At 57.8% G+C, this 24,039-nt stretch carries 19 protein-coding genes; 5 read left to right on the top strand and 14 right to left on the bottom strand.

Translation table 11 applies throughout. From position 1 onward, the window contains the following. Positions 1–51 precede the first annotated feature (51 nt). The 7 genes from J0X19_RS07770 to J0X19_RS07740 all read right to left on the bottom strand — a co-directional run bounded on the left by J0X19_RS07770 (position 52) and on the right by J0X19_RS07740 (position 7,737). Positions 52–474 carry a hypothetical protein gene (locus J0X19_RS07770; protein WP_206983604.1) on the bottom strand — a complete coding sequence of 141 codons (423 nt, stop codon included), beginning with the start codon at positions 472–474 and terminating at the stop codon, positions 52–54. Between the two features lie 46 nt (positions 475–520). After that, on the bottom strand, positions 521–1,975 hold the full coding sequence (gene miaB / locus J0X19_RS07765) for a tRNA (N6-isopentenyl adenosine(37)-C2)-methylthiotransferase MiaB (protein WP_206983603.1): 1,455 nt from the start codon (positions 1,973–1,975) through the stop codon (positions 521–523). Between the two features lie 181 nt (positions 1,976–2,156). Next, positions 2,157–3,425 carry an aminodeoxychorismate synthase component I gene (gene pabB, locus J0X19_RS07760; protein WP_242582277.1) on the bottom strand — a complete coding sequence of 423 codons (1,269 nt, stop codon included), beginning with the start codon at positions 3,423–3,425 and terminating at the stop codon, positions 2,157–2,159. A gap of 41 nt (positions 3,426–3,466) precedes the next feature. Further along, complete coding sequence (locus tag J0X19_RS07755) at positions 3,467–4,996, bottom strand: tetratricopeptide repeat protein (protein WP_206983599.1); 1,530 nt, start codon at positions 4,994–4,996, stop codon at positions 3,467–3,469. A 56-nt stretch (positions 4,997–5,052) separates the two neighbouring features. Beyond that, a complete protein-coding gene (locus J0X19_RS07750; RefSeq protein ID WP_206983597.1) occupies positions 5,053–5,817 on the bottom strand; it encodes a zinc ribbon domain-containing protein in 765 nt (254 codons plus the stop codon). After that, entirely contained in the window at positions 5,807–6,910 is a 1,104-nt protein-coding gene (locus J0X19_RS07745) for a Nif3-like dinuclear metal center hexameric protein (RefSeq protein WP_206983595.1), read from the bottom strand. Before J0X19_RS07745 ends, J0X19_RS07750 begins: the two co-directional genes overlap by 11 nt. Positions 6,911–7,053: 143 nt before the next feature. Further along, positions 7,054–7,737 carry a uracil-DNA glycosylase family protein gene (locus J0X19_RS07740; RefSeq protein WP_206983593.1) on the bottom strand — a complete coding sequence of 228 codons (684 nt, stop codon included), beginning with the start codon at positions 7,735–7,737 and terminating at the stop codon, positions 7,054–7,056. Between the two features lie 69 nt (positions 7,738–7,806). Between J0X19_RS07740 and lpxK the strand changes: the two genes are divergently transcribed. The 3 genes from lpxK (at position 7,807) to miaE (ending at position 11,604) form a co-directional block, all read left to right on the top strand. Then, positions 7,807–8,874: a tetraacyldisaccharide 4'-kinase gene (gene lpxK / locus J0X19_RS07735; protein WP_206983591.1), complete on the top strand. Its 1,068-nt coding sequence runs from the start codon at positions 7,807–7,809 to the stop codon at positions 8,872–8,874. Then, a complete protein-coding gene (locus J0X19_RS07730) occupies positions 8,867–10,894 on the top strand; it encodes a putative porin (RefSeq protein WP_206983589.1) in 2,028 nt (675 codons plus the stop codon). Before lpxK ends, J0X19_RS07730 begins: the two co-directional genes overlap by 8 nt. A 104-nt stretch (positions 10,895–10,998) precedes the next feature. Beyond that, positions 10,999–11,604, top strand: a complete 606-nt coding sequence (gene miaE, locus J0X19_RS07725) for a tRNA-(ms[2]io[6]A)-hydroxylase (protein WP_206983587.1) — start codon at positions 10,999–11,001, stop codon at positions 11,602–11,604. 94 nt (positions 11,605–11,698) lie between these two features. Here the strand turns inward: miaE and J0X19_RS07720 are convergent, their stop codons facing one another. Together J0X19_RS07720 and J0X19_RS07715 are read right to left on the bottom strand one after the other, a co-directional pair. After that, positions 11,699–13,537: a glycoside hydrolase family 2 protein gene (locus tag J0X19_RS07720; RefSeq protein ID WP_206983585.1), complete on the bottom strand. Its 1,839-nt coding sequence runs from the start codon at positions 13,535–13,537 to the stop codon at positions 11,699–11,701. A gap of 173 nt (positions 13,538–13,710) precedes the next feature. Continuing rightward, a complete protein-coding gene (locus J0X19_RS07715) occupies positions 13,711–14,985 on the bottom strand; it encodes an asparagine synthetase B (protein ID WP_206983583.1) in 1,275 nt (424 codons plus the stop codon). A gap of 309 nt (positions 14,986–15,294) precedes the next feature. Here J0X19_RS07715 and J0X19_RS07710 point away from each other — a divergent pair, with 309 nt between their 5' ends. After that, positions 15,295–16,533 (top strand): ABC transporter permease, encoded by a 1,239-nt coding sequence (locus tag J0X19_RS07710; RefSeq protein WP_206983581.1) that lies wholly within the window; start codon positions 15,295–15,297, stop codon positions 16,531–16,533. A gap of 56 nt (positions 16,534–16,589) precedes the next feature. Further along, positions 16,590–17,300: a hypothetical protein gene (locus tag J0X19_RS07705; protein ID WP_206983579.1), complete on the top strand. Its 711-nt coding sequence runs from the start codon at positions 16,590–16,592 to the stop codon at positions 17,298–17,300. 151 nt (positions 17,301–17,451) lie between these two features. Here J0X19_RS07705 and omp85 read toward each other — a convergent pair whose 3' ends face one another. From omp85 to J0X19_RS25110, 5 genes are all read right to left on the bottom strand, one after another. Continuing rightward, positions 17,452–18,843: an Omp85 family outer membrane protein gene (gene omp85 / locus J0X19_RS07700; RefSeq protein WP_206983576.1), complete on the bottom strand. Its 1,392-nt coding sequence runs from the start codon at positions 18,841–18,843 to the stop codon at positions 17,452–17,454. Between the two features lie 268 nt (positions 18,844–19,111). Continuing rightward, complete coding sequence (gene mtaB, locus J0X19_RS07695) at positions 19,112–20,458, bottom strand: tRNA (N(6)-L-threonylcarbamoyladenosine(37)-C(2))-methylthiotransferase MtaB (protein WP_206984123.1); 1,347 nt, start codon at positions 20,456–20,458, stop codon at positions 19,112–19,114. A 49-nt stretch (positions 20,459–20,507) separates the two neighbouring features. Further along, complete coding sequence (locus J0X19_RS07690; RefSeq protein ID WP_206983575.1) at positions 20,508–20,903, bottom strand: hypothetical protein; 396 nt, start codon at positions 20,901–20,903, stop codon at positions 20,508–20,510. Between the two features lie 73 nt (positions 20,904–20,976). Beyond that, positions 20,977–22,005, bottom strand: a complete 1,029-nt coding sequence (locus J0X19_RS07685; protein WP_206983573.1) for a family 43 glycosylhydrolase — start codon at positions 22,003–22,005, stop codon at positions 20,977–20,979. Positions 22,006–22,128: 123 nt separating this feature from the next. Next, positions 22,129–23,988, bottom strand: coding sequence for an LTA synthase family protein (locus J0X19_RS25110; RefSeq protein ID WP_206983571.1), 1,860 nt, complete (start codon positions 23,986–23,988; stop codon positions 22,129–22,131). Positions 23,989–24,039: the final 51 nt, after the last annotated feature.

Here is a 24,039-nt window from a genome sequence, read left to right as displayed (position 1 = left end):
GGTTTTTCGTTGCTGGTTTTTCGTTTTTCTATAGACGATAAAAGGGGTAGCTTATTTTAAAATAGTCATTTCAGTTACCGAAATGGTTGGTGCTTGAGATGCCAGAATATCCAATGATGAGTCTGATGTTGAAATCGTATAGTGCAGAAGCCCCTCAGTAAAATAGATTCCAAGCATAAGCATTTGATTGAAAGAATCTTTCCAGCGAGAGTTGGTAACTAATGCTGTCCGTCCAACAAAATTCTTAACGTTCTTGAAAGAGGTTGCTGAAGTTTGGTAGCACGCTAAAAATGCCTCATCTGCTACTTGGTAAGGGCCGAAATTCTCGAATTTAAACTCATACAGAAACTTCTCGTCATGGACAGCAAAAACCAATTGCCCTTGCTCTTCCACCAATCTGACAAAGAATAGGCTTGTCAAATCTGAACAAGGCGTGAGCCAACGTTCAAGTAGAATGCCCTCATCTTCTGTCATGTAGCAAAGAGTTATTGTTTTAAGGTAGTAGTAGCGTCTGATGCACCTATACTGCTTCGCCTAGCAGCGTACTAGCCGAACCGCTATGCACTAACACATCCACGTAGTCACCTTTCTGATAGTGCTTCTTGGGGAAGATAACAACCTGGTTTTGGCTGTTGCGGCCACTAAGGTGTTCCTGGCTGCGCTTCGAGAAGTTCTCGACCAGCACCCGATGGACTTTGCCTACGGCCTGCTGGTTGCGCAGGCGGCTGTGCTGCTGCTGCAAGTCGATTACTTCCTGGAGGCGGCGCTTCTTCACCGGCAGTGGCACATCATCTTCCAGCTTGCGAGCGGCCAGGGTGCCGGGACGCTCGGAGTAGAAGAACATGTAGGCCATGTCGTAGTGCACAAACTCCATGAGGCTTAGCGTGTCCTGATGTTCTTCCTCGGTTTCTGAGCAGAAGCCGGAAATCATATCGGTGGAAATGGCGCAATCGTTGCCCAGAATGCGGCGGATAGCGCGCACTCGCTCCTCATACCAAGGCCGGTCGTAGGTGCGGTTCATCAGCGCCAGTACCCGCGAGTTGCCGCTCTGGGCCGGCAAGTGGATGTACTTGCAGATATTCTCGTGGCGCGCCATGGTGTGCAGCACCTCGTCGGTAATGTCCTTGGGGTGTGAGGTGGAGAAGCGGACCCGCAACGCCGGATTTATCAGCGCAACACGCTCCAGAAGTTGCGCGAAGTTGACCTGCTCGGTACCGTCTTCGGAAGCCCATTTGTAGGAGTCGACGTTTTGACCAAGGAGCGTAACTTCCTTGTAGCCAGCTACCACCAAGTCCTGGGCTTCGCGGATGATGCTGTGCGCGTCGCGGCTTCGCTCGCGGCCCCGCGTGAACGGCACCACGCAGAACGAGCACATATTGTCGCAGCCGCGCATGATGCTGATGAAGGCCGTAATCCCGTTGGAGTTCAGGCGTACCGGCGTGATGTCGGCGTAGGTTTCCTCACGGCTCAGCAGCACGTTCACGGCTTTCTGGCCGCCGTCAATCTGCTGAATAAGTTGCGGCAGGTCGCGGTAGGCATCAGGGCCTACTACCAGGTCTACCAGCTTCTCTTCTTCCAGAAACTTGCTTTTCAGGCGCTCGGCCATGCAGCCGAGCACGCCCACCAGCAAGCCGGGGTTGCGCTTCTTATGGCCGTTGATCTGCGAAAGGCGCATGCGTACCGTCTGCTCGGCCTTCTCACGGATGGAGCAGGTATTGAGCAGCACCAAGTCGGCTCCTTCCAGCTGCTCGGTGGTATCGAAGCCCTCATCGAAAAGGATGCTGGACACGATTTCCGAATCGGAAAAATTCATTTGGCAGCCGTAGCTTTCAATGTAGAGCTTGCGTTTGCGGCCCGTTTCAGTGGCCGGGCTTACCCGCACCTCACCTGAAGGCGTGGCCTCGTGGGTGGTAGCATCGGGGCTTGGGGTGGGCAGGGTATCGAGGAAGTCTAAGGTAATCAGCGGTTGAGACATGGGATGCGGCGGGGCGTCAGCTTCACGTTCGGGAGAACCCCAAAGGTAACTGTTTTAGGGCGAAAATGACAGAATGGCAGAGCTGATAAGAAGTGAAATGGTGAGGTGATGAAATAGTGAGTTTGATGTTCTGGCGGCCCGGGTGGCGCATATCGAACATCAAACTCACTATTTCATCACCTCACCATTTCACCTTCAGTACTTCCAGCATGGCTTGGGCTTTTAATAGGCATTCCTCGTATTCGCGTTCCGGCACCGAATCGTAGGTAATGGCTGAGCCGACCTGGAAGCTGAGGTAGCCGGTGTCGGCGCGGTATTGCAGGCTACGAATCACCACGTTAAATTCGAAGTCGCCGGTGGGGGATATGTAGCCGATACTGCCGCTGTAAAGGCTGCGGCGGCTCCGCTCGTACTGCTCGATAAGCTGCATGGCCCGGATTTTCGGGGCCCCGGTCATGGAGCCCATGGGGAAGGTAGCGCGCAGAATATCCACTAAATCAACGCCAGCCCGCACCTGAGCCTGCACCGTGGAAATCATCTGCCAGACGTGGCGAAACGGATACAGCCCAAACAACTCCGGAACCTGCACAGTGCCGGTTTCGGCCACGCGCGCCAAGTCGTTGCGCACCAAATCCACTATCATCAGGTTTTCGGCGCGCTCCTTCTCGTCGTGTAGCAGCGTTTGGCGCTGCTGCTCGTCGGTGGCCGGCGTGAGGCCGCGCCGGATGGTGCCTTTAATGGGCTGAGACGTGAGCGTATGCTGACGGCGGGAAAGAAACCGTTCGGGCGAGGCGCACAGCAGGTAATGGTGGTGGTGGCGGTAGAAGCCCGCAAAGGGGGTGGGCGACGCCGCGTTGAGCTGCAAAAAAACATCCACCGGCTGCAGCTGAGCCTGCTCGGCGTAGAACTCCTGGCACAAGTTCAACTCGTACACCTCGCCGTTGAGAATGTCCTCCCGAATGGCGGCCACCGCCCGCAAGTAGTCGGCCTTGGGCATGCGGGGGCGCAGGGCTGGCAGCTGAGGCGGTGAAGAAACCGGCAGTGCGGTGGCCAGAATGGCCTCTAGCACACCCGCCGACTGACCGTGTATTTCCAGGTGGTCAGGGTGCCAGTACAGCCAGATTTCAGGCTGAAAGAAGTGCAAATCCGGCCAATCGAAGGCCGTAAAGTTGCTGCTAGTCAGGGCCTCGATTTCGTTTTTGACGTCGTAGGTTACGAAGCCGCAAAGCGGGCCAGCAGATGGCGCTGTTGCCGCAAGCCACGCGCGTAGCTCATCCAATGTGCCAGGCATTGCAGGGGCAGCAGCGGCCACGGCTAGCAGCCGTTGAAACGAACCGCCAGGATACGCAAGGTCGTTGGGCTCGAAATAGGCACAGTGAGCGAAACCAGCCGCCCAATGCAGGGCGCGGGCACGAAAATCGGGGGGCAACTCGGTAAGCGGAACAGACAACACAGCGCAAAGGTAGCCCACTAGCCGCCCGCAATACCAACCTATTCCAACTCCTTGAGCGCCAGCTTGGCTTTGGTGTCGGTGCTGTTTTTGTATTCGTGCTTGGGGTAGCTCAAGGCTTTTTGGAAGTACACCTTGGCCGTAGCTCGCTGCCCTTCCAATTGGTACAGATAGCCCAGCTGCAACGCCGACTGCGGCGCGAAATAATAGGGGGCAGTACCAGCCAGGGCAATGGTACGGGCGTAGAACAACCGGGCCGAATCGAGGTGGCCGAGGCCGTGCCAGGCGCGCGCCCGGCGGTACGGTTCTTCCAGCCGGTCGCGCAGGGGAGTGGCGGCCGTCACCTGGAAGCCGTTCAGCGTAGCCAGCGCCTCCCGGTAGTACCCCCCGTCGATTTGCAGGCGGGCGCGGGTAAGTTGGCGGTTGAGTGGCAACTGCCCCTCGAAAAACCGTTGGGCGTAGGTGTCTTCCTCTACTACAGTGCGCCCGGCGGCATCAATCTGGCGGCGGTACCGCTCGGCGGCCGGAGCGTCATTAGCCAGCCAAGCGGCTAGGTAGAGCTTGAAATAGGCGTCTTTGCGGTAATGCGTGCCCGGAAACTCTGCCAGAAAAAGCTCGTTTTCACGGCGGGAAGCCGCATACTGGCCCTGATACAAAAGCAAATCGGCGGCCATATGGTGCAGGTAGCTTAGCGAGAAGTACGCGGGGCCTTGCGGGCGGGTCCGGTAGGCTGCCAGCGCGGCATCGGTGCGGTGCTGCTTTTTGTTGAGGCTGACCAGCAAGTAGCTGAATAACAGATTGTCGGGTTGCTGCTGGGCGAGTCGCCCAACCAGTTGGAGAGCCTCCGTGGGCTTCTTGTAATACGTTTCCTCCACTAACGCCAGAATAATCTGGGCTTCGGTCTGGAAGTCGTTGGGCTGGCGGGCGGCGGCGCGTAGGTTGCTCAGGCCGGCCTCCACACTGCCCGTTAGCCCCAATAATTTCAGAAACCAGCGGTAGCCTTCCGGCAACGAGCCAATGAAGAACTGCATCATGCCCAGTGTTTTGCGGGCTGGCAGATACGTCGGATAGCGTTTCACGGTGGCCTGCATCTGCTGGTACGCCTGCCGTAAGCTCCAGGCCCCCTGCACCTCGTGCCCAAAACTGACCTGCGCCGCCGCCTGATGCAGCCGGATTTCCGCGCGGGCGTACTGCGTCAGCGCATTCAACGGCAATTTTTCCAGTGCCGTTAGCCGCTCGTCCTGGGTGTCGATAGTGGCGTCGTAACGGCGGGCATCCTGGCCAACCAGCAACTCCATAATGTCCAAGCAATCCTGCACTAGCAGCGTCCCCGCCGAGCTAGGAGCGTCTTTGAGTAACGCCTTGGCCGTGGCTGGCCGCATCTTCAGTACCTCGGCATAGGCGCGGGCTTGCTGGGGGCTAAGGCCGACGGTTGGAACTGCTTCGGGCTGCCGATATTCCAACCTGGGCGCGCTTACCGCTGGCCCGAGCAGCACACACACGCAGGTAAGCACAAGCAACAGCTTCTGCTCCCATTTCTGCAACTGGCATACCACAGGGAGGAATTTCATAAGCAAAAAAAGAACGGCGCGGAGGCCGTTCTTTTCGAAATCAGAACCAGGAAAACCTAAGCCGTGATGCGGGCTTCCACGTCGGCTAGTACCCGGCCGCAGTGCTCGCACACGATGATTTTCTTGTGCGAGATGATGTCGGCCTGGCGCTGCGGGGGCACCGTGTTGAAGCAGCCGCCGCAGGCGTCGCGCTTCACCGTTACCACGGCCAAGCCGTTGCGCACGTTGCCGCGGATGCGGGTGTAGGCCGTCAGCAGGCGGTCTTCCACGGGTTGGGTAGCGCCGGCGCGCTCTTCCATCAGCTTCTTCTCGTCGGCTTCGCTTTCGCCCACGATGACGTCGAGTTCGGTTTTCTTGTTGGTGAGGTCTTTTTTGCGCTCATCCAGCCGCTGCTTGGTACCGGCGATGTCGGAGTTTTTCAACTCAATCTGGTACTGCGCTTCTTTGATTTTTTTCTCGGAAATCTGGATTTCCAGCTTCTGCAACTCGATTTCCTTGGCAATAGCCTCGTACTCGCGGTTGTTGCGGACGTTCTGCTGCTGGTCTTCGTAGCGCTTGATGAGGCCTTCGGCGTCCTTGGCGTTTTGCTTGCGCTGCTTGATCTGGTCGTTGAGGGCAGAAATTTCCTCGTCGAATTTGCTTACGCGCACCTCGTAGCCGGCAATTTCGTCTTCCAGGTCGCGCACTTCTTCGGGCAAGTCGCCGCGTACGCGCCGGATTTCGTCGAGCTGCGAGTCAATGCGTTGCAGGTTGAGCAGGGCTTCCAGCTTGCTGGCAACGGGGGCATCGGCCGGGGCAGTAGCGACGGGTTTAGAAGTCATAATGGACGGGGTTGGTATGGGTCTCGGCAATGAAGAGCGCAAAAGTACTCCCAAACTTGTCGGCAAGCAAATCCTGAAAGATTTCGCCGGTAAATTGTTCGCTCTCGAAATGGCCTACGTCGCAGAGCATTAGCCGCCCCTCGGCCTGGAAGTACTCGTGGTATTTCAGGTCGCCGGTAACATAGGCATCAGCCCCGGCAGCGCGGGCTTTACCAATCAGAAAACTGCCCGCGCCGCCGCACAAAGCCACTTTCCTGATGGGCTTCTCGAAAGCGGTATGCTTCACTACGGGCACTAACAGGGCCTTTTTCAGCTGCGCCCGAAACTCCTGGGCACTCATCGGTTCCGGCAATTCACCTATTATACCCGAGCCGACCTCCTGATTCATGTTTTCCAGCTTGATGATGTCGTAGGCTACTTCCTCGTAGGGGTGGGCCTTATGCAAAGCGCGCACCGCCGCGTGTTGCAAATGCAGCGGCAGCAGCACTTCTACGCGCTGCTCAGGGCCGGTGTGGGGCTGGCCGGGCTCACCTGAAAACGGATTGGTTTCCGGGCCGGGCGTGAAGGTGAACGTGCCATCGGTGCGGAAGCTGCACGCCGAATAGTCGCCAATCTGGCCCGCACCGGCTGCGTACAGCGCCTCCAATACCGCTTCGGTATGCGTGGGTGGCACAAAGGTCACGAGCTTAGCCAGCAGGCCGGGCTTGGGGTCGAGGATGCGCAGGTTGACGAGGCCCAGCTTCTCGGCCAGCTTGCGGTTGACGCCGTGGCGCACGTTGTCGAGGTTGGTGTGGGCGGCGTAGAGGGCTACATCGTTCTTGATGGCTTTGAGCAAGGTTTGCTCCACTTCGTTGGCGCCGGTGAGGCGCTTGAGTGGCTTGAAAATCAAGGGATGATGAGCCACTACCACGTTGCAGCCGCGCCGGATGGCCTCGTCTACCACAGCCGGCGTGCAGTCCAGCGTAATCAGTACGCCGCGCACTTCCATCTGTGGGTCGCCGCACTGTAAACCCGCATTATCATACGATTCCTGATAGGCGAGGGGCGCGGCGGCTTCCAGCACGCGGGCGAGGTCTTGAACGGTGGTTTTCAATTAAAAATTGAGAATTAAAAATTAAAAATTGGAACTGGCACTTCAACCTGATGGCGCATCGGTAAATACACAAGCCGGATGTTGAGTGCGGCACTGGCTACCGCAAATTGTGATTACAACTCCGAACTTTTAACTTTTACTTCTTAATTTTTAATTGAAAACAGCACTTCCACATAGCGCGCTACGTGAGTGGGTAGCTCACGACGTTTGTATTGCATGAGGTAGCGCGGATGGTCGAGGACGTGGATGGTGTCGAACAAGCGCAATTCCTTATTCAGCTTGTCAAACAGCAAGCCGTTCCGGCGGCCCAAACAGACGGCAGCCGTACGAACCAGCCCCAACTCTTGTACCTGCCGCTGCAACGAAGCCCGGATGTCGGGTTCCAGCACCTCAGTCAGGGCCGGAGAGTCGTAGTAATTATAGTTCTTGCCGTGGCGCATCAGCACCAAGGGGTAGAGGGAGCCTAGGTAGAAATCCTGGTAGAAGTTGGCCGGCCCGCCCAAGGCGTCTATCACCCGGTACACAAACTGGCTGCTCAACTCGGGGTGCGGCGGCAACTGATTAGGGATGCCACAAGCCCCGGCCAGCGCCGCTGGGTCGGTGAAGGCAACGCCGGTGCGGCCCGCCCCGAAGCGGCCGGGGTTGATGCCCAGCAGCGCCACGCGCGGGCGTTGGTCGGCGTAAAATTTCTGGCCGAACTGCGTGAGCAATTCGGCCACCGCCGGTTCCTGGTAGGGGTTGAGCGCCTGCACCTCGTCGGGCAGGGCGGGTGGCGCCGGAAATGTAGAAAGGAAGCGCAGAAGCCGGTCGGCGAAAGTATCGGGCATAAGGATAAGATTTGCAGGCGCCTTTGTAGCTACTACAACCCGTTGGGTTTGGTTGGCTAACTTTGCCTCATGCCCACTTTGCTTACCTATCTGCTCCTGCCGTTTGCCTGGCTGTACGCTGGCATAATAGCCGTGCGCAACTGGCTGTACGACAGAGGGTGGAAGCTTACGACGCGCTTTAGCAAGGTACCGGTACTCGGCGTGGGCAACCTGCGGGTGGGCGGAACTGGCAAAACGCCGCACGTGGCCTGGCTGGTGCAAGAGCTACGGCAGCAAGGGCAGCAACCCGCTATTCTGAGCCGGGGCTACGGCCGCCGTACCCGCGGCTTCCGCCTCGGTAGCGCCACCGAAACGGCCGCTACGCTCGGCGACGAGCCGTGGCAGCAATTCACGGCTTTCGGCGGGCAAGTGCCGGTAGCCGTGTGTGAAGACCGACTGGCTGGCTTGCACGAACTGCTCCGGCAGCAGCCCCAGATTACCACTGTAGTGCTCGACGATGCCTACCAGCACCGCCGGGTACGCCCCGATTTCAGCGTGCTGCTGACCGAACAGCAGCGCCCGTTCTATCATGATTATGTGCTGCCCGCCGGCCGCCTGCGTGAAAGCCGCACCGGGGCTGCCCGCGCCGATGTGGTGGTGGTAACCAAGTGCGACCCTCAGTTAACTACGGCGCAGCAACTGGAAATCGAGCAACGGATTCGGCGCTATGGTCGGCGGGCGGTGCCGGTGCTGTTCAGTACGTATGCCTACGGCGCGCCTGTGCCGCTGCCTGGGGTAGTGCCGGATGAGGCGGCGTATTCCGCGGAAATTGTGCTGCTGACCGGCATTGCCCAGCCACTTCCCTTGCGGAAGTATCTGCGGGAGGCGGGCTACCAGATTGTACATTATGCCGAGTTCAACGACCATCATGCTTTTACTGCCGAGGAAATTGCGGCGCTGAAAGCGCATTACGGGCCGGGCCGCCGTATTTTTACCACTCAGAAAGACGCCGCCCGTTTGCTCGACCCCTCGTTGCATACGGAAATGGCAGGTCTGGCCGTTTTCTATATTCCTATTGCCGTGGAGTTTCTGGCGGACGGTGCCAACCGTTTGCGCCAGTTACTTCCGGCTGCTATTCAGCCCCAAGCTGTTGTCTGATTTCCTGCTCTCCGTGTTTTCAAGCTGCTGGCCGCTACGCCACCCGACGGTTTTTCTGCTCTCACTTAAGCGCTGGGCTTGGCTGCCGGCGCTACTGCTTGTACTAAGTGCCGTCCCCTTTGCGGCGCAGGCTCAGATTCTCGACGACTCCACCAAGGTGCTGTATGGCGCCCGCACTACGCGCATTATTCGGGAAGACGACGTGCTGCACGACCGCACCGAGGGGCGCATTATTGATACCACCCTTGTTGATTTTCCGCAAACCCGCAACTGGTACCACGACAGTACCTTTTTTCAGGATTTGGGCCACGTAGGTACGGCGTCGCGGCCGTTGCTGTGGCGCACCAATACGCAGCTCGGTACGCGCCTGGGCCGCAACGCCTTCGATAGGTATGCGCGCGACCCCGCCACCATTCCGTACTACGATTCCAAGTCGCCGTACACGTTTTTTCGCTTTATCCAGGGAGGCAATGGCGAACAGGTATTTGAGTTGTCGTACACGCGCAGCATCAACAAAAACGCCAGCGTTGGGTTGGCCTACGAGCGATTCGCGGCCAATAAAATCTACACGACCAATAGCCGGGATGGCCTGGTAGAGCATACCAACTTTCTGCTTTTTGCCCGCTTCCAGAGCACGGATGGGCGCTACCGTGCCTTGTTCAACTACAACAACGTGCGCCACAACGCCGCCGAACCTGGCGGGATACGCTACCAGCCGGCCGTTTCAAATAACGGAACAGAAGTCAGGCCGGCCGACAGTACCCCCGAAGACTTGTTTGGCTACAGCGAAGAACTGCCTCGGTTGACCACTGCCTCCAACCTGGAACACCGCGACGGAATGCGGCTGGCGCAAACTTACCGCCTATTGGGCCGTGGCCTTACCGCCTATCATATTGTGGACTGGCGGCGGCAGTTCAACCGATTTCGTGACACGCAGCTACCTACCATAACAGCTACCGATACGGTATATACTCGTTTATATCCGGAGCGGCGCTACAGCCAAACGGCCACCGACGACCGCGCCGAATTGCAGCAGGTGGAGAATACGCTGGGCGTAACGGGCCATTCCGAAACGGTGGAATACCGCCTCTACGCCCGGCAGCGCAATGCTTCCCTCTCGACCGGCCAGCTTACAGGTAATCCGGGTACTATTGTAGAGCTATTGCCGAGTGAAAAATACAACAACACGTTTGTTGGCGGCACTGCGGCCTTCCGCTACAAGATCTTCGCTGTTGAAACGGCTGCTGAATACAAGTTTTTCGACGAGTATATGCTGCGTGGCTCGGCAAAGCTTGGTCCGCTTACGGGCGAAGTGCTGAGTACCAGCTATTCGCCCACGCTTACCCAGCAGCAGTTCAACGGCAACCACTACCGCTGGGGCTCCGATTACGATGCCACCACCCAGGTGTTCCGCGGAGCTAACAACTTTGCTAACACCAAAGTCCAGCAACTGACAGTCCGCCTCGACCAGACGCTGGGGGTGCAGCGGCTACAAGCATCGGTGGAATTTGCCAACATTACCAGCCTCGTGTTTTACGATGAGTCGGGACGGCCTGCGCAATCTGGCCGGACGCTGCCGCTACTAACCGTATCGGCGCGGCACCGCTTCAACGTGGGCAACTTTTTCTTTGATAACCAAGCCTACGTTACGCGCGGTGGCGACGTGGCCGAACTGCGCATTCCGGGCCTGATTGCCAACAGCAAAGCGTATTACCAGGGCTACGTATTCAAGAGGGCGCTGTTCGGACAGATTGGCGCGGAAGTGTATTACCAGTCTACGTGGCAGCCCTACGATTACAACCTCAGCACGCAGCAGTTTTACGTGCAGAACCACTTTACGGCAGGCAACTACGCCATAGCCGACGTGTTTCTGGCCGGTGACATCCGTACCGTAGGCTTTTTCCTGAAGATGGCCTACGTGAACCAGGGGCTGGGCCGCGACGGGTATTTCCCGACGCCTTACTATACTGGCCTGCCCCGGCGCTTCCAGCTAGGAATTCGTTGGCAATTTTTTGATTAGAGTTAATGGTTGAATTGCTGATTGTTGAATTGTTAAGCTGTTGATGAAAAGCTTTTTACAATCAATCAATTGTAATCAGCAATTCAACAAGCAGCAATTCAACAATGGAACAACCCAAAGAAAAAACCATCCTTAAGCTCAAGCTCAATACCGACCCGCGCTGGGTGGACATTGCCAGCAAGAACATCGAGGACATTCTCGTGGACCACGCCTGGTGCGAGCAGAAAGCCGCCAGCACCGGCATCAGCATGATTATTCACTATCCCGAGAAAACCCGGCTAGTAGATGAGCTGACTGATTTGGTGGCCGAGGAGTGGAGCCACTTCGAGCGGGTGCTGCTGGAGCTGCGCAAGCGGGGCTACCAGCTCGGGCGCCCCCGCCGCGACGAATACGTGGTGCAGCTGCTCACGCACGTGCGCAAAGGCGGCCCCCGTGAGCGGCAGCTCATGGACCAGCTGCTGGTGTCGGCCTTGATTGAAGCGCGCAGCTGTGAGCGGTTCAAGCTGCTCTGGAAACACATTCCCGACCCCGACCTGAGCAAGTTTTACTACGAGCTGATGGTGTCCGAAGCCGCTCATTTCGTGAGTTACGTGGATCTGGCCAAGGAGTACTGCGACCCACAGGAAGTGGATGCGCGCCTGCAAGAACTGCTGAAACTGGAAGGCGAAATCGTAACCAACCTGCCCGTCCGCAACGACCGGGTGCATTAATAGTGAACTAGTGAAGTGGTGAAATGGTGAGTTTGATGTTCGAACCGCGTAAGCGGTGCCATCAAAACTTCAAACTCACCATTTCACCACTTCACTAGTTCACTGTCCGCGAATCCAGCAGGCCCGGCGGTACGGATAGGGCACCGGTGTGCGGGTCGATGAGGCCGTTGCGCTCATCTTCGATGTTGGTGGCCTGAGTGTACACGTCGCCGGCAATGGGGCGGGCCCGTAGCTCCTGCTTGAACCGGCGAATGTCTTCGGTGCGGCTCTCGGCATCTTTGGGGCCGCCGTAGTCGGAGAAGCCGAAACCGCCCCATTCACTCACTAATAGCGGCACCTGCTTGCGGTAGAAAAATGGGTCGCCGACCACTAGGGGGAAGGCCGCCGTGCCTACCAGCTCACCCTGCACCAGCCGGTCGAGCAGTTCCTGCCAGCGGCCTAGGTCAGGCGTATAGAGGTGGGCCGTGAGCAGGTCGGATTTCAGGCGGCCTTCGTAAGAAATGTGGTGCCAGCCGTCGTTGTCCACCACCAGAAACTGCGGGTACGCCAGCTGCATATAATGGTACATTTCCACGATATACTTGCGGGTTTCGGGGTTGGTGGCAATGTCCTGCGCGCCCCAGTCCTCGTTGTATAGGCTCCAGATAACCACCGACGGGTGGGTGCCAATCAGCATCAGCATGCGCAGGAGCTCGGCGCGGTGGTTTTCGCGGCTGCGCGGAGTGGAGCTGTGCGGGCTGGGCACTTCCACCCACAGCAGTAGCCCCAACTCATCGGCCAGGTTGTAGATGCGCGGGTCAACTCCGGCAATGTGCACCCGCACCAGGTTGCAGCCCAGCTCTTTCATGGCGTACATGTGCCTTCTGATTTCGGCATACGTGGCCGTACCCGGCTGATACAGAATACCGTCGAGGTAAATAGGCTCGTTGTTCAGATACACGTAGCGGCCCCGCGCTTCTATTTTGCGTAGTCCGAAATGCGTTTCAATCTGCGCGGAATACCCTTCCTGGTCGATGAGCTGGGCTACCAGGCGGTAGAGGTTAGGCGTTTCCGTGGACCATAGCTTGGCATCGGGCACTTCCATCACCACGCGTTGCTGGCGTTGGCCAGCTTCCAGCGGCAACGAAAAATCAGACGTTGCCAGCGGAGCGGCATCGGGGGCGGCGTTGCGCTCATACACTTGGAGGCGCAACGTATAAAGGCCGGGGTCGTGGATGCGGGGCGTGAAGGTGAAGCGTACCAACTGGTCTTCCACTACGCTTACCACGCCCACGCGGGAGCGAAGCCGGTTGCGCTCCACCATTTCCAGCCACACGCTGCGCACGGCGCCCGTATTGGTCTGGTACCAGATGCCGCCGCGCTTATACACGTGCGACTCCTGCTTGCCGCGCGGCGTTTCGGCGTCCATGGTGTCGGCAATGCGCACGGTCAGGCGGTTGTTGGGCCGGAGCAGCTCAGCCTTTAGCTCGTAAGAAAACGAGGTGTATTCGCCGTAATGAATTTCTTCGCCCTCAATCGTGCGCAGCAGACGGCCGTTCAGCCACACGCGCGTCTCGTAGCCGCAGGCCCCGAAAGTGAGCTGTAGCATCGAGCGGTTGAGGGATTCGGCCATTTCCGGCAGCGTAAATTCCCGCTCGTACCACGCCACTACGCTGTCGTGCCAGGCAGCCGGCAACGATTGGCTGTGCGCTTCAGCCATGTGGTTTTCAATGGAGCCCGGCCACTGGGCAATATGCTCGTAATAATGTCCCAGGTGCCAACCGTCGCGCAGGCCGGTATCCTCGGTATCGAGGGCGAAGCGCCAGTCGCCATCCAGCAGCACGTGGGTGTTGAGGCGCAATACGGCGCGTGGGAGCGGGTTTTCGAATGGTTCCGGAGTGTTTAACTCTTCCTGGCTAATAGATAAGCCATAATTAGTTTGTTCGGAATTCATAGGCAGGAATTAGCAAAAGTCAGCCAAGGAGTGGTGTTGGCTGTCAGGCTTTGCTTGTAAATACGGGAGAAAAATCATTTAAGCTGCCTGCCAAAAGTCGGGCCGACGTAGGAAGACTGCGAATCCGCAAAATCCTCCCACATCGGCCCGACTTCTTGCAGTATTCGTGTAAATCAGGTTTTCTGCTTTTTCTTTTTGGCAGCCGGAAACAATACGTTATTGAGAATCAGGCGGTAGCCGGGGGAGTTGGGGTGCAGCGCCAGGTCCGTGGGTTCTTCTTCCACCATGTGTTGGTAGTCTTCGGGGTCGTGGCCGCCATAGAACGTCCAGGTGCCTTTGCCCAGGGTGCCGTGCATGTAGCGCACCTCCCCCGAGGCCTTGTTGTCGCCCATTATCACCACATCCGACTTGATGAGGCTCTTGCGGAACGCCGTGGTCTGGCCCATAAAGCCCTTAATGGTTTTCTCGTGGTCCTGGGTGAGCATGGTAGGCACCGGGTCGTACTTGGCCGAGAAGGTGAAGAGCTGGAAGTAGTCGTTGTCTTCGTACACGCCCCGCTCACGCATATCCATATCAATGCTGCTGAACTCGTACTGATACGGGTCGCGCACCAATTGAAAGTCTTTGAAGGCCAAGGTCCGGTTGAAATTGAGCTTGCTCTGGGCCGCCGGGTCGGCCGGGTCGCCATCGTACATGCTTTCCACCATATCCACGCCCAGGCCGGCCAGCGCAATATCGTAGGTGTCGGTGGCTGAGCACATGGCAAACTGGAAGCCCCCACCGGCAATAAATTCCTGCATCTTGGTTACCACCGCGGCCTTCATCTGGCTGACCTTGGCAAAGCCATGGCGCTTGGCAGCGGCTTCGGTGTCGCGCTGCTGCTGCTGATACCAGGGGCGGTTGCGGTAGGAAGCAAAAAACTTACCGTACTGGCCCGTAAAGTCCTCGTGGTGCAGGTGCAGCCAGTCGTACTTAGGCAGCTTGCCATCCAGCACGTCGTCGTCATAAATCTGGTCGTAGGGAATTTCGGCGTAGCCCAGCACCAGCGTCACTGCGTCGTCCCAGGGCTGCTTGCCTTTGGGGGTGTACACCGCAATTTTCGGCACCTTCTCCAGCTTCATCACGTCCATGTTGGCGTTCGGGTCGGCTATTTCCGACAGAATACTGGTGTACTGCGCCTCGCTAATGACCTGGTACGAGACGTTGCGCACCGCCAACTCGTTTTCTACGCCCGTGGCTACCTCGCAGGCAAACGAGCCGCCCCGGTAGTTGAGCAGCCAATCCACTTCCACCTGCTTGGTAAGCAGCCAGTACGCTATACCGTAGGCTTTGAGGTGTTCTTTCTGCGCCTGGTCCATGGGTATAAGCACATGGTTGGCGCGAGCTAAGGTGGGTACTGCCAGGCCCGTAACTACTAGCAGAAATAGGAGAAAACGTTGGAAAATCATGAGGCGAAAGTTGAGCTCGGGATACTGCTGCTGGAGCGTAGGCAACTGATGGAAGGTAGTTAGAAAAAATAAAACACGTGTTTCCTGCTCTTTATTCCATCGAAAATCAGCTTGAAATTTGGACCAATTCCAGAAACTATAAAATTAAAATAATCAAATATTCGCCAAGGCCGGCAAGGGCCATGGAACACCCTCTGAATGTGCGCGAAACCCGCTACATTGCGTGCCTCAATCAGCTTCAGGAACCCACCTAAGGGCCATGAAGTTCAGTTGATTTTCGCGCCGCTGGCGCTGTTTTGTCCTGTCGTTATGCACCTGTTAGAAAACATCAAGGAGGCTTTCCGTTCCATTCAAAGCAATCTGCTGCGCACGGTCCTGACGGCCCTCATTGTAAGTATCGGAATTATGGCCTTGGTCGGTATTCTAACGGCCATCGACGCCATGAAGTATTCTTTAAATCAGACTTTCGCCAGCCTGGGAGCCAATTCTTTTGAAATGAAGGCCAAAGGCTACACCAACCGGTTTCGGCGGGGCGGGGTGCAGGGGCGCATTTACCCGCCCATCAGCTTGCTGCAAGCCCAAAAGTACAAGCAGGCTCTGGGCGACGAAGCGCGGGTGGGTATTTCTGCCTTCATTTCCGGCGCCACTGAAGTGAAAGCCAATGGCCAGAAAACCAACCCCAACATACAAGTAGTAGCCGGCGACGAAAACTACTTGCAGATACAGAATTACAACCTCGGCGACGGGCGGGCATTTTCGCCCCTGGAGCTGGAAAACGGCACCAATGTGGTCATTATTGGCTCCGAGGTGAAAGACAAGCTGTACCCTTCTGAATCGGCCGTTGGCAAGTATGTGTACCTGCTGGGCCGCCGGTTTCTGGTGGTGGGCATGCTCGAAAAAAGCGGCAGTACCGGCCAGGGTGGGGGAGCCGACCGGCTGGTGCTGGTGCCGCTGGAAACCGGCAACCAACTCCCCCGCCAGCGTGCCCTCACCTTCGACGTGAAAACCGCCACGCCCAAGCCCGAGGAACTCACCTACCTTACTGGCCAGGCCACCGGCGTGATGCGCGCCGTGCGCCACGACCCGTTAGGCCAGGAAGACAGCTTTGAGGTGGAGCGCTCCGACTCTATGGCCGCTAAGCTCGATGAGTTGTCGGGGGGGCTGAAAATGGGCGGCTTCCTGGTGGGCTTTATTACGCTGCTTGGCGCCAGTATTGCCCTCATGAATATCATGATGGTATCGGTGACGGAGCGCACCCGCGAAATTGGTATCCGCAAGGCCCTGGGCGCTACCGCCCTTCAGATTCGGCAGCAGTTCCTCATCGAAGCCATTGTTATCTGTTTGATGGGCGGGGTGCTGGGCATCATCCTCGGGGTTTCAATGGGCAATGCGGTGTCGTTGTTTGTGGGGGAGGGAACCTTCCTGGTGCCGTGGTTCTGGATGATGCTAGGCCTCGTTATCTGCGTGAGTGTGGGGCTGGCCTCGGGCTACTATCCCGCCAGCAAAGCCGCCGGCCTCGACCCCATCGAAAGCCTGCGCTACGAGTAGCCGCAACCAGCTTATAGGGCATGCGTCCCCGGTCAGGTTCTGGCCGGGGATTTTTTATGCAACCGGTTTTACCATTTGCGTGTATATTGCACCATAAATCATTTGAGTATATGGATAGCCAGGAAACAGTTGGGCAACGATTTGTGCAGCTTATTGCGCATTTGGGAATATCGAAAAACGCCTTTGCTATTTCATTGGGCAAAACAGCCACGGTAATCCAACATCTTGTAGATGAGCGAAATAAACCTGGTTTTGATCTTTTGGATAAAGTATTTGAAGTGTATCCCAACGTTTCTACAGATTGGATGATGAAGGGCATCGGCCCCATGCTGAAGGCGAATGAAACCAAGCCTGAAAGTGTAAAGTCGGAAGTGCCGCCAACCCCAGTTCCCGGAAAAAAACCAGCTGCGCCAAAGCCAACTTCAATACCAGCTGCCGAAAAAGCGCCGTCAACAGCAACCGTCACGGAGAAGCCGGCACCTGCTGAAGAACAGCCTGCTCCTGTAGCAACTCCTGCTCCTGCCGCCGCCATACCCGAACCTGCCGTGGCTCCCGTGCCAGCGCCAACTGTTGCGCCGGTAGCTGCTCCAATTGTTGCCGCCGAAGCAACCGCTCCCGCTGCTGACACCAGTTGGCAAACTGCTCTTTACACCCAACAAATGGCTCATCAGCTGGCCTTGGCTGAACTGCGCAACCAGCATTTACAGGATCAGCAGCGCCTCATGCAGCAAATGATGGATTTGATGCAGCGCCAGTTAGCCCGCTGAAGCCTGTTGCCATCATTGGCCTTGGTTGAAAGCTCTAGCACAAAAGGTAATCGGGCGTTTTACCAGTTGCCGGCTTTGGGTAGGTTTGGGTGATTGTAGGAATAGCAAGGCAGCGCCCCAGCGTTTCTGGGATACTTTCTGCTGGCTGCCGCTAGAAATTCTGCCCGATGCCGAAGTAGAACAGACGGTCCTCTCTGGAAATGCCGTAGTCGGCGTAGAGCATGGTAGATAGGTTCCAGGCAATGCGGGCCCCGGCCCCGTAGGAAAAGCGGACATCTTGAAAGCCCAGATTCTGCCACCGGTCGCGCACGGTGCCGGCGTCAGCAAAGGGAGCTACGCCCAGGCCGAAATTCTGCTTGCCGAGCTGCACGTCGGCGAGGCGGATGCGCAGCTCGGCGTTGGCAAAGGCCAGCGAGCGGGCCAGAAAGCGGTTGGCCCGGTAGCCGCGCAACGACTGCCGCCCGCCCAGCGCGTTGATGCTGCCGTCGGGGCTCCACTGGTCCTGAAACTCGAAGAAGGGTGCCCGCTCGCCGAAGATATTGCCCACACCCACGCGTCCGGCCAGCACCGTGCGCTTACCCACTGGCAGCTTGCGGTAGGCCCGCCCCTGAAAAAACAGCTTATTGAAGCTGAATTGCGACCCTATTATCGGATTGGAGAATTCGTTGGCCGCCTCAAAGTAGAGCCCTCGGGTGGGGTCGGGCTCGAAGTCGCGCGTGTCGTGGATGAGTGCTGCCTGCACGATGGAAACCCAGCCCCCGTCAAGGCCATAGATGAGTCCCTGCTGAGAATCGCGCTGTAGCAGGGCAAAGCCGTTGGGCGCGGTCGTTTCCTCCCCCGTGCTCGGGTGCACGGCATCAGTTTTGGTACCCTGAAAGGTAGTGTAGGCCAGATGCTGAATTTCGTAGCCGCCCATCACCCGCCAGCGTCCCTTACCCAGGGCGTAGTCGGCCTTCAGGTTGAGCATGAACTCGGTTTCGCGGAAGCGGTTGGACAGCGCGTCGCTTACCTGCGCCGCCTCGCCCGGCTGGCCGGGGCGCAGCTGCTTGCGGGCCGCGTTGTAGGCGGCGTAGGTGGCAAAGGTTGTGGTGGGGTCGGAGGGCAGGCGCAGGCGGCCCAGGGTGGCCTCCGACGAGCCAAAGTACAGGTTGGCCGGGTTCTGCTGCGCTTTGAAATCGAGGCGGTAGCGCCAGCGTGTGCCTTTATAGTAAGGTACATCTAATGAGAGCGTCAGCTCACGGGCGTTGCTGGTGTAATAGGCCACATTGGCACGCAGGCGCATCAGGTAGGGCGTGTAGGCAAACAGCGGGTTAGCGCGGGTGCCATTCCAGAAGATGTTGGTTTTCACTCCCACCCCAAAGCCCGTTACAGGGTCCGACGATAAATCGGGCAGGCCGGTTACGAAGGTGCCCTCGCGCTTCTTGGTCAGGTCCGCGTCGGACATCCGTTTGGAACGAATAAAAGCCAAACTATCTATTTGCTGAGCGAAAGCGCCCGATGCCACCAAAGTGAATGAGGCAACAAGACACAGCCGTAATTTCATAAAGCCAAAAGAAAGATTTGGATGATGGAATAAATGCTACCTGAGCAACGTGTGGTAGACATGAAGTTTAGATGAAGCAAAAATGAATAGGAAATTTGGCGCAATTCTGTAGCCGCCCGTGGCGTTGCTTTTTGTGAGGACAGTCAAATAAGAGGCTGCGCCGAACGAGGTGCTGCAAGTTCAACCAATGTGCTACTTGCTAAATGCAAAAGCGGCAACTCAACAGAGTTGCCGCTTTTGCATTTGTAGTAAAGAATAATTTAGCGACTTAGTGCTGGAAGACCTCAACGCCCAACTCTTCGGCTTCCATTAGGTTCTGCGGATTCACGGCGGTTAGGCGCAGGCGCTTCAACTCGCCTACCAGGAGCGGGTCGTATTTGGCTACCACCCGAATGTAGTTGGGCGTGAAGCCTTCCATCTGACCGTTGGTCACGTCGTCTTCAAACAGCACGGCGGTTTCGGCGCCCACGTGCTGCTCGTAGAAATGGCGCTTCTTCTTCTCTGACAGGGTGCGGAGCTGGGTGGTGCGCTCGTGCCGGTGCCGGTCTTGCACCCGGCCGGGCAGGGTGGGAGCCAGCGTGTTTTCGCGCTCCGAGTACGGGAAAACGTGCAGGTAGCTAACATCCAGCTCATTCAAAAACTGGTAGGTTTCCAGAAATTCCGCCTCCGTTTCGCCAGGGAAACCCACAATAACGTCAACTCCAATGCAGGCGTGCGGCATCAGCTCCTTGATGAGTTGCACCCGCTCCACGTACAACTCCCGACGGTAGCGGCGACGCATCAGCCCCAGAATCTTGTTGGAGCCCGACTGCAACGGAATGTGGAAGTGCGGCATAAACCGCTTGGAGCGCGCCACAAACCGGATAATCTCATCGGAAAGCAGGTTCGGCTCGCAGCTGCTGATGCGGAACCGCTCGATGCCTTCCACCTCATCCAGGGCTTGTACCAGGTCGTAGAAGTTTTCTTTCCGCTCCCGCGTTGGGCCCTGCAAGCCAAAGTCGCCGAGGTTGACGCCGGTCAGCACGATTTCCTTCACGCCGGTTTCGGCAAGCTTCTGCACCCGTTCCACCACGCTCTGCACCGAGTTGGAGCGGCTGTTGCCACGGGCCAGCGGAATCGTGCAGAACGAGCAGGAATAGTCGCAGCCGTCCTGCACTTTCAGGAAAGTGCGGGTCCGGTCGCCGAAGGAGTGGGCCGCATGAAACTCGGTGGCGGCGGCAATAGGCGAAGCGTGTACGTGACCCGGCGCGCCGGCCTCCGGCTTACGGAAGCCCGCCAGCGTTTCCACCAACTGAAACTTTTCGGCGGCGCCCAGCACGGCGTGCACGCCCGGAATTTCGGCTATTTCCTGGGGCTTGAGCTGCGCATAGCAGCCCACTACGGTTACAAAAGCCTCCGGATTGTGCTTCAGAGCTTCTTTCACCACTTTCCGGCATTTGCGGTCGGCGTGGTCGGTTACCGAGCAGGTATTGATGACGTAGATGTCGGCGGCATCTTCAAAGGGCACTTTCTCGAAGCCATGCTCCTCAAACTGCCGGCCAATGGCCGACGTTTCCGAGAAGTTGAGCTTGCAGCCCAGCGTATAAAAGGCAACTTTTTTGTTTTCCACGGTTATTCACGAACAAGACCGCAAAGATACAACCGGGCGCCGAGTAACCCCGCGGCTAGCTACCAGAACGCTGCGAAGCCGCCTGATTTACATCCGCTTCCACCTGATTACGAACCAGCCGCATGAGGGCGGGCAGGTCGCTGTGGTCTAGCTCGAAATTGGTCAAAAACAAGCGCCACGAGCTGCCCGCATCCCGCCGAAAAGCCGCTGGCAATGGATGATGCGTTAGTTCCGGGTGCAGCTTACGCAGCTCGTCGCGGTGCAGGAAAGTGGTTTTAACCGGTAATTCTGCCACAAACTCGCGCCAGTCGGGCCGCATGCTCTGCTTGCCGTACGTAACGGCGCACAACGAGCAGGTGTAGGTGGCCGGCGAAATGATTTTGTGGAAGAAATCCACCGTTGCGTTCAGCAGACCACTATCGGCATTGTATACGAAAAGCAATTCGGTCATAGCATTGCAAGCAAAGGTAAGCCCACCTGAAATACAGCAAGTTCAAAATTAGTGTCAAGTAGTGCCGCCAGGGTTATTTGCGGCGTTTCTTGCTGGTGGCGGGGGCTAGCTTGATATAAGTCGGCTGGTCGCGGTTGGCGGTGATAGTACCGTCTTTGTAGTGCAGCTCGACCACCTGAATCAGGCTGCGTTTGGTGTCAATGGTGCTGGCGGCCGAAGGCGTACCCTGCGTGCGGGCCGGGTGGGTGAAGTAAAACAGGTAGGCCCGGTCGCCCTGCACCACTACATCGGGGTGGCCCCCAATGGCCTGGTCGAACGGGCCCTGGCCGGGCAGCTCCAACAGCCGCTCGGGCTGGGCCTGCCACTGCTTGAGGTCAGAGGAGCTATACACGCCCAAGCCTTTCCATTTGTCAATCACCATCCAGTAGCGGCCCTGCCACTGAAATACTTTCGGGCCTTCGCCACGCTCTGCCAGCGCCTTGCCCTTGTCCTGCCAGGTATAGAGGTCGGGGCTGTCGGCGTAGTAAATGCTTTTGCCATCCCGCTCGTTGTTGTACCACATGCGCCAAGTACCGTCGGGCAATTGGTACACGCTGGCATCAATCACCTTATCGGTAGCTAGCTTCAGGGTCGATTCGTACTTCCAATTCAGCAAGTCGGGGCTGGTGAGGTGCAGAATGTTGCGCGGGTGGTTCCAGTCGGTGAAAATGCCGGGCACGTAGGTCAGAAACATGTGGTACAAGCCGTTGGCCTCCACTACATCGGGCGCCCAGTGGGTGTACTGCGGGGTGGGGCGGTAGTTGATATTGGCCGTGTCGCGGTAGCGCCAGGTGGCCCCGTCCACCGATTCGGCAATACCGATGCGCGTGCCGTGCACCCAGGTAACGCCCGTGGCTGTGGTATCGGTGGCCCGGCGGTTGGTATACAGCATAAACCACTTTTTCTCTTGCTTATTCCAGATAACCACCGGGTCGGCGGCCCCATCATACACCGGGTCCCGAAACAACGGCTTGGGCGCGAGCTTACCGGCGGGCTTCTGTTGGGCCAAGCTGGCAGTGGAAACCAAGAGCGTAAAAGCAAGCAGAAAGCGGAGGTAGTGCATTATACGACGTGAAAAGGTCAACTTGGAAGTAAGGACGAAGCGCAAGAACCGGCTTGCAACGCACGCCGCCCTCCTGCGCCCTCCTGAAGGCCCCAGCTATTTGCTTTCCCGCAGCGGAAAAGGCTATTTCGCCAGATAATCCTCGTAGCTCAGCTGCTGATACGCCTGGCCTTGCTTGAGTTGAGCGGCGGGCAACCCGGCCGTAGGGCTGGTGGGGCGGCGCGAAACATTGTCGAAAGTGAGGATGCCAGCGGGCGAAACGAAGCCGAAACCGTCGGTGTAGCAGTAAAAGGCCGCGGGCTGTTGCACCGGGCGCAGCAGGTCGCGGCTCCAGCGGTAGGTGCTGGCGGGCAGTTGCAATTGGGCCAGCAAGGTAGCCGCCACGTCGGTTTGGGAGCCGATGCCCGTCACAACGCGGCCCCGCGCTTCGGGCCGAAGTGCCCCGCCGGCCAGCACCAGCGGAATCCGAAATTTGGCGGGGTCCTCTACATTGTCGTCGCCGGGCAGGTGGTGGCCGTGGTCGGCTACCAGCACCAGCAGCGTGTTGTCGTACCAGGGTTGCTGGCGAGCCTCGCGCAGGAAGCGGCCCAGCGCCCAATCGGTATAGTACACCGAGTTGCGAAATAGTGCCGTTTCGGTGGTACCAGGAAACTTGCGCGCAATCGGAATATCAAACGGCTCGTGGCTGCTTAAGGTGAAGATAGTGCTGAAAAACGGCTGCGGCTGCGTCCGCAAATCCCGCAGCACCCGGTCGAACAGCACATGGTCGTGGGCGCCCCACTTCGAGTTCTGCTCGCGCTTGGCAAAGTCGTTGCGCTCCGTAAACCGCTCGTAGCCCGCCGTGACGAGGTAGCTTTTCATGTTGGCAAACGCCAATTCGCCCCCGTAGTAGTAGCTGGACCGGTACCCCGCCGGCTTCAGCGACTGGCACAGGTGCGGCAACTGTTCGGTTTTGCGTGGGTACTTGATGATGCTGGTATTCGGCTGATTAGGAAAGCCGGACAGCAACGCCACCAACCCCTTCTGGCTCCGGTCGCCGGCGGCATATATGTTGTTGAACAATACCCCAGTACGGGCCAGGCTGTCGAGGTTGGGGGTTACGCCCGCCTCGCCGCCCACACTGCCCACCAGCTTGGAAGTGAAGCTCTCCAGAATAATGAAGACTACATTGGGCCGGCTGGTACGCAGCAAGTTATGCGTGGCAGTATCAGCAGTTGGCGTGGCGTACGTGTAGAGCGGCTCAACCAGGCGAGTAGCCACCGAGTCGGCCATGAAGCGGTAGCGGCCGGTGTTGGTGTCGCGCAGCCGCAGTGAGTTGGCCACGTTCCAGGGCACGTTTACGGCGGCGTGGTTGGCAAACGGCACAGCCGCAAAATACACGTCGCTCTGGTTGACGGGAATCTGTTGCACCCCGCCGCGCAACGGCACTACCAGCAGCGCCGTGTACAGCAGCCCCGCCAGCGCCGCCCGGCCCCGCCCGAAGCCAGCAGGCAGGGCCGGGATGGCGCCTACTACCTTATTATATAGGAGTATTCCGGCCACTACCAACCCCGCCAACGCCAGCCCAAGCACCAGCAGCGGTGCGCTACCCGCTGAAGCCGCCATTTCCGCGGGCGAATCCAGGTATTGCAGCGGGGTGGCATCCAGGCGAAATCCCCAGGTGCGGTAAAGCTCTAAATCGGCAACGGTGAGCAGCGCCACCAACAGGCCAGCCACCGCCGTGTAGCTTTTCACCAGCGCCGCCAGTGGAAAGCGCGGCCCCACTAGGCTGCCCAGCGTAAAAAGCACGAAAGGCACCACGCTTAGGTAAGCCGTAGCCGACGCATCGAGCCGCAGCCCATAGCCGAAGATACCCGCAAGCGTACCCGCCGGCAAAGTCGCCGATTTAGTGAAATGGTAAACAAGAAACAGTGACTTGGCTACCACAAAAAAGATCAGCCAAAACAGAAAGTAGCGCCACTGAAAGGAAAATCGGTTTTTCACGCCGCAAAGGTAACGGCCCTAACCTCGTATTTGGGTTTGCGCCGGTACTTT

This window comes from Hymenobacter telluris (genome assembly GCF_017313265.1).
In the GTDB taxonomy this organism is placed as follows: domain Bacteria; phylum Bacteroidota; class Bacteroidia; order Cytophagales; family Hymenobacteraceae; genus Hymenobacter; species Hymenobacter telluris.
Note: the sequence above shows the minus strand (reverse complement) of the source record. Positions and strands in the feature narration are given on the sequence as shown.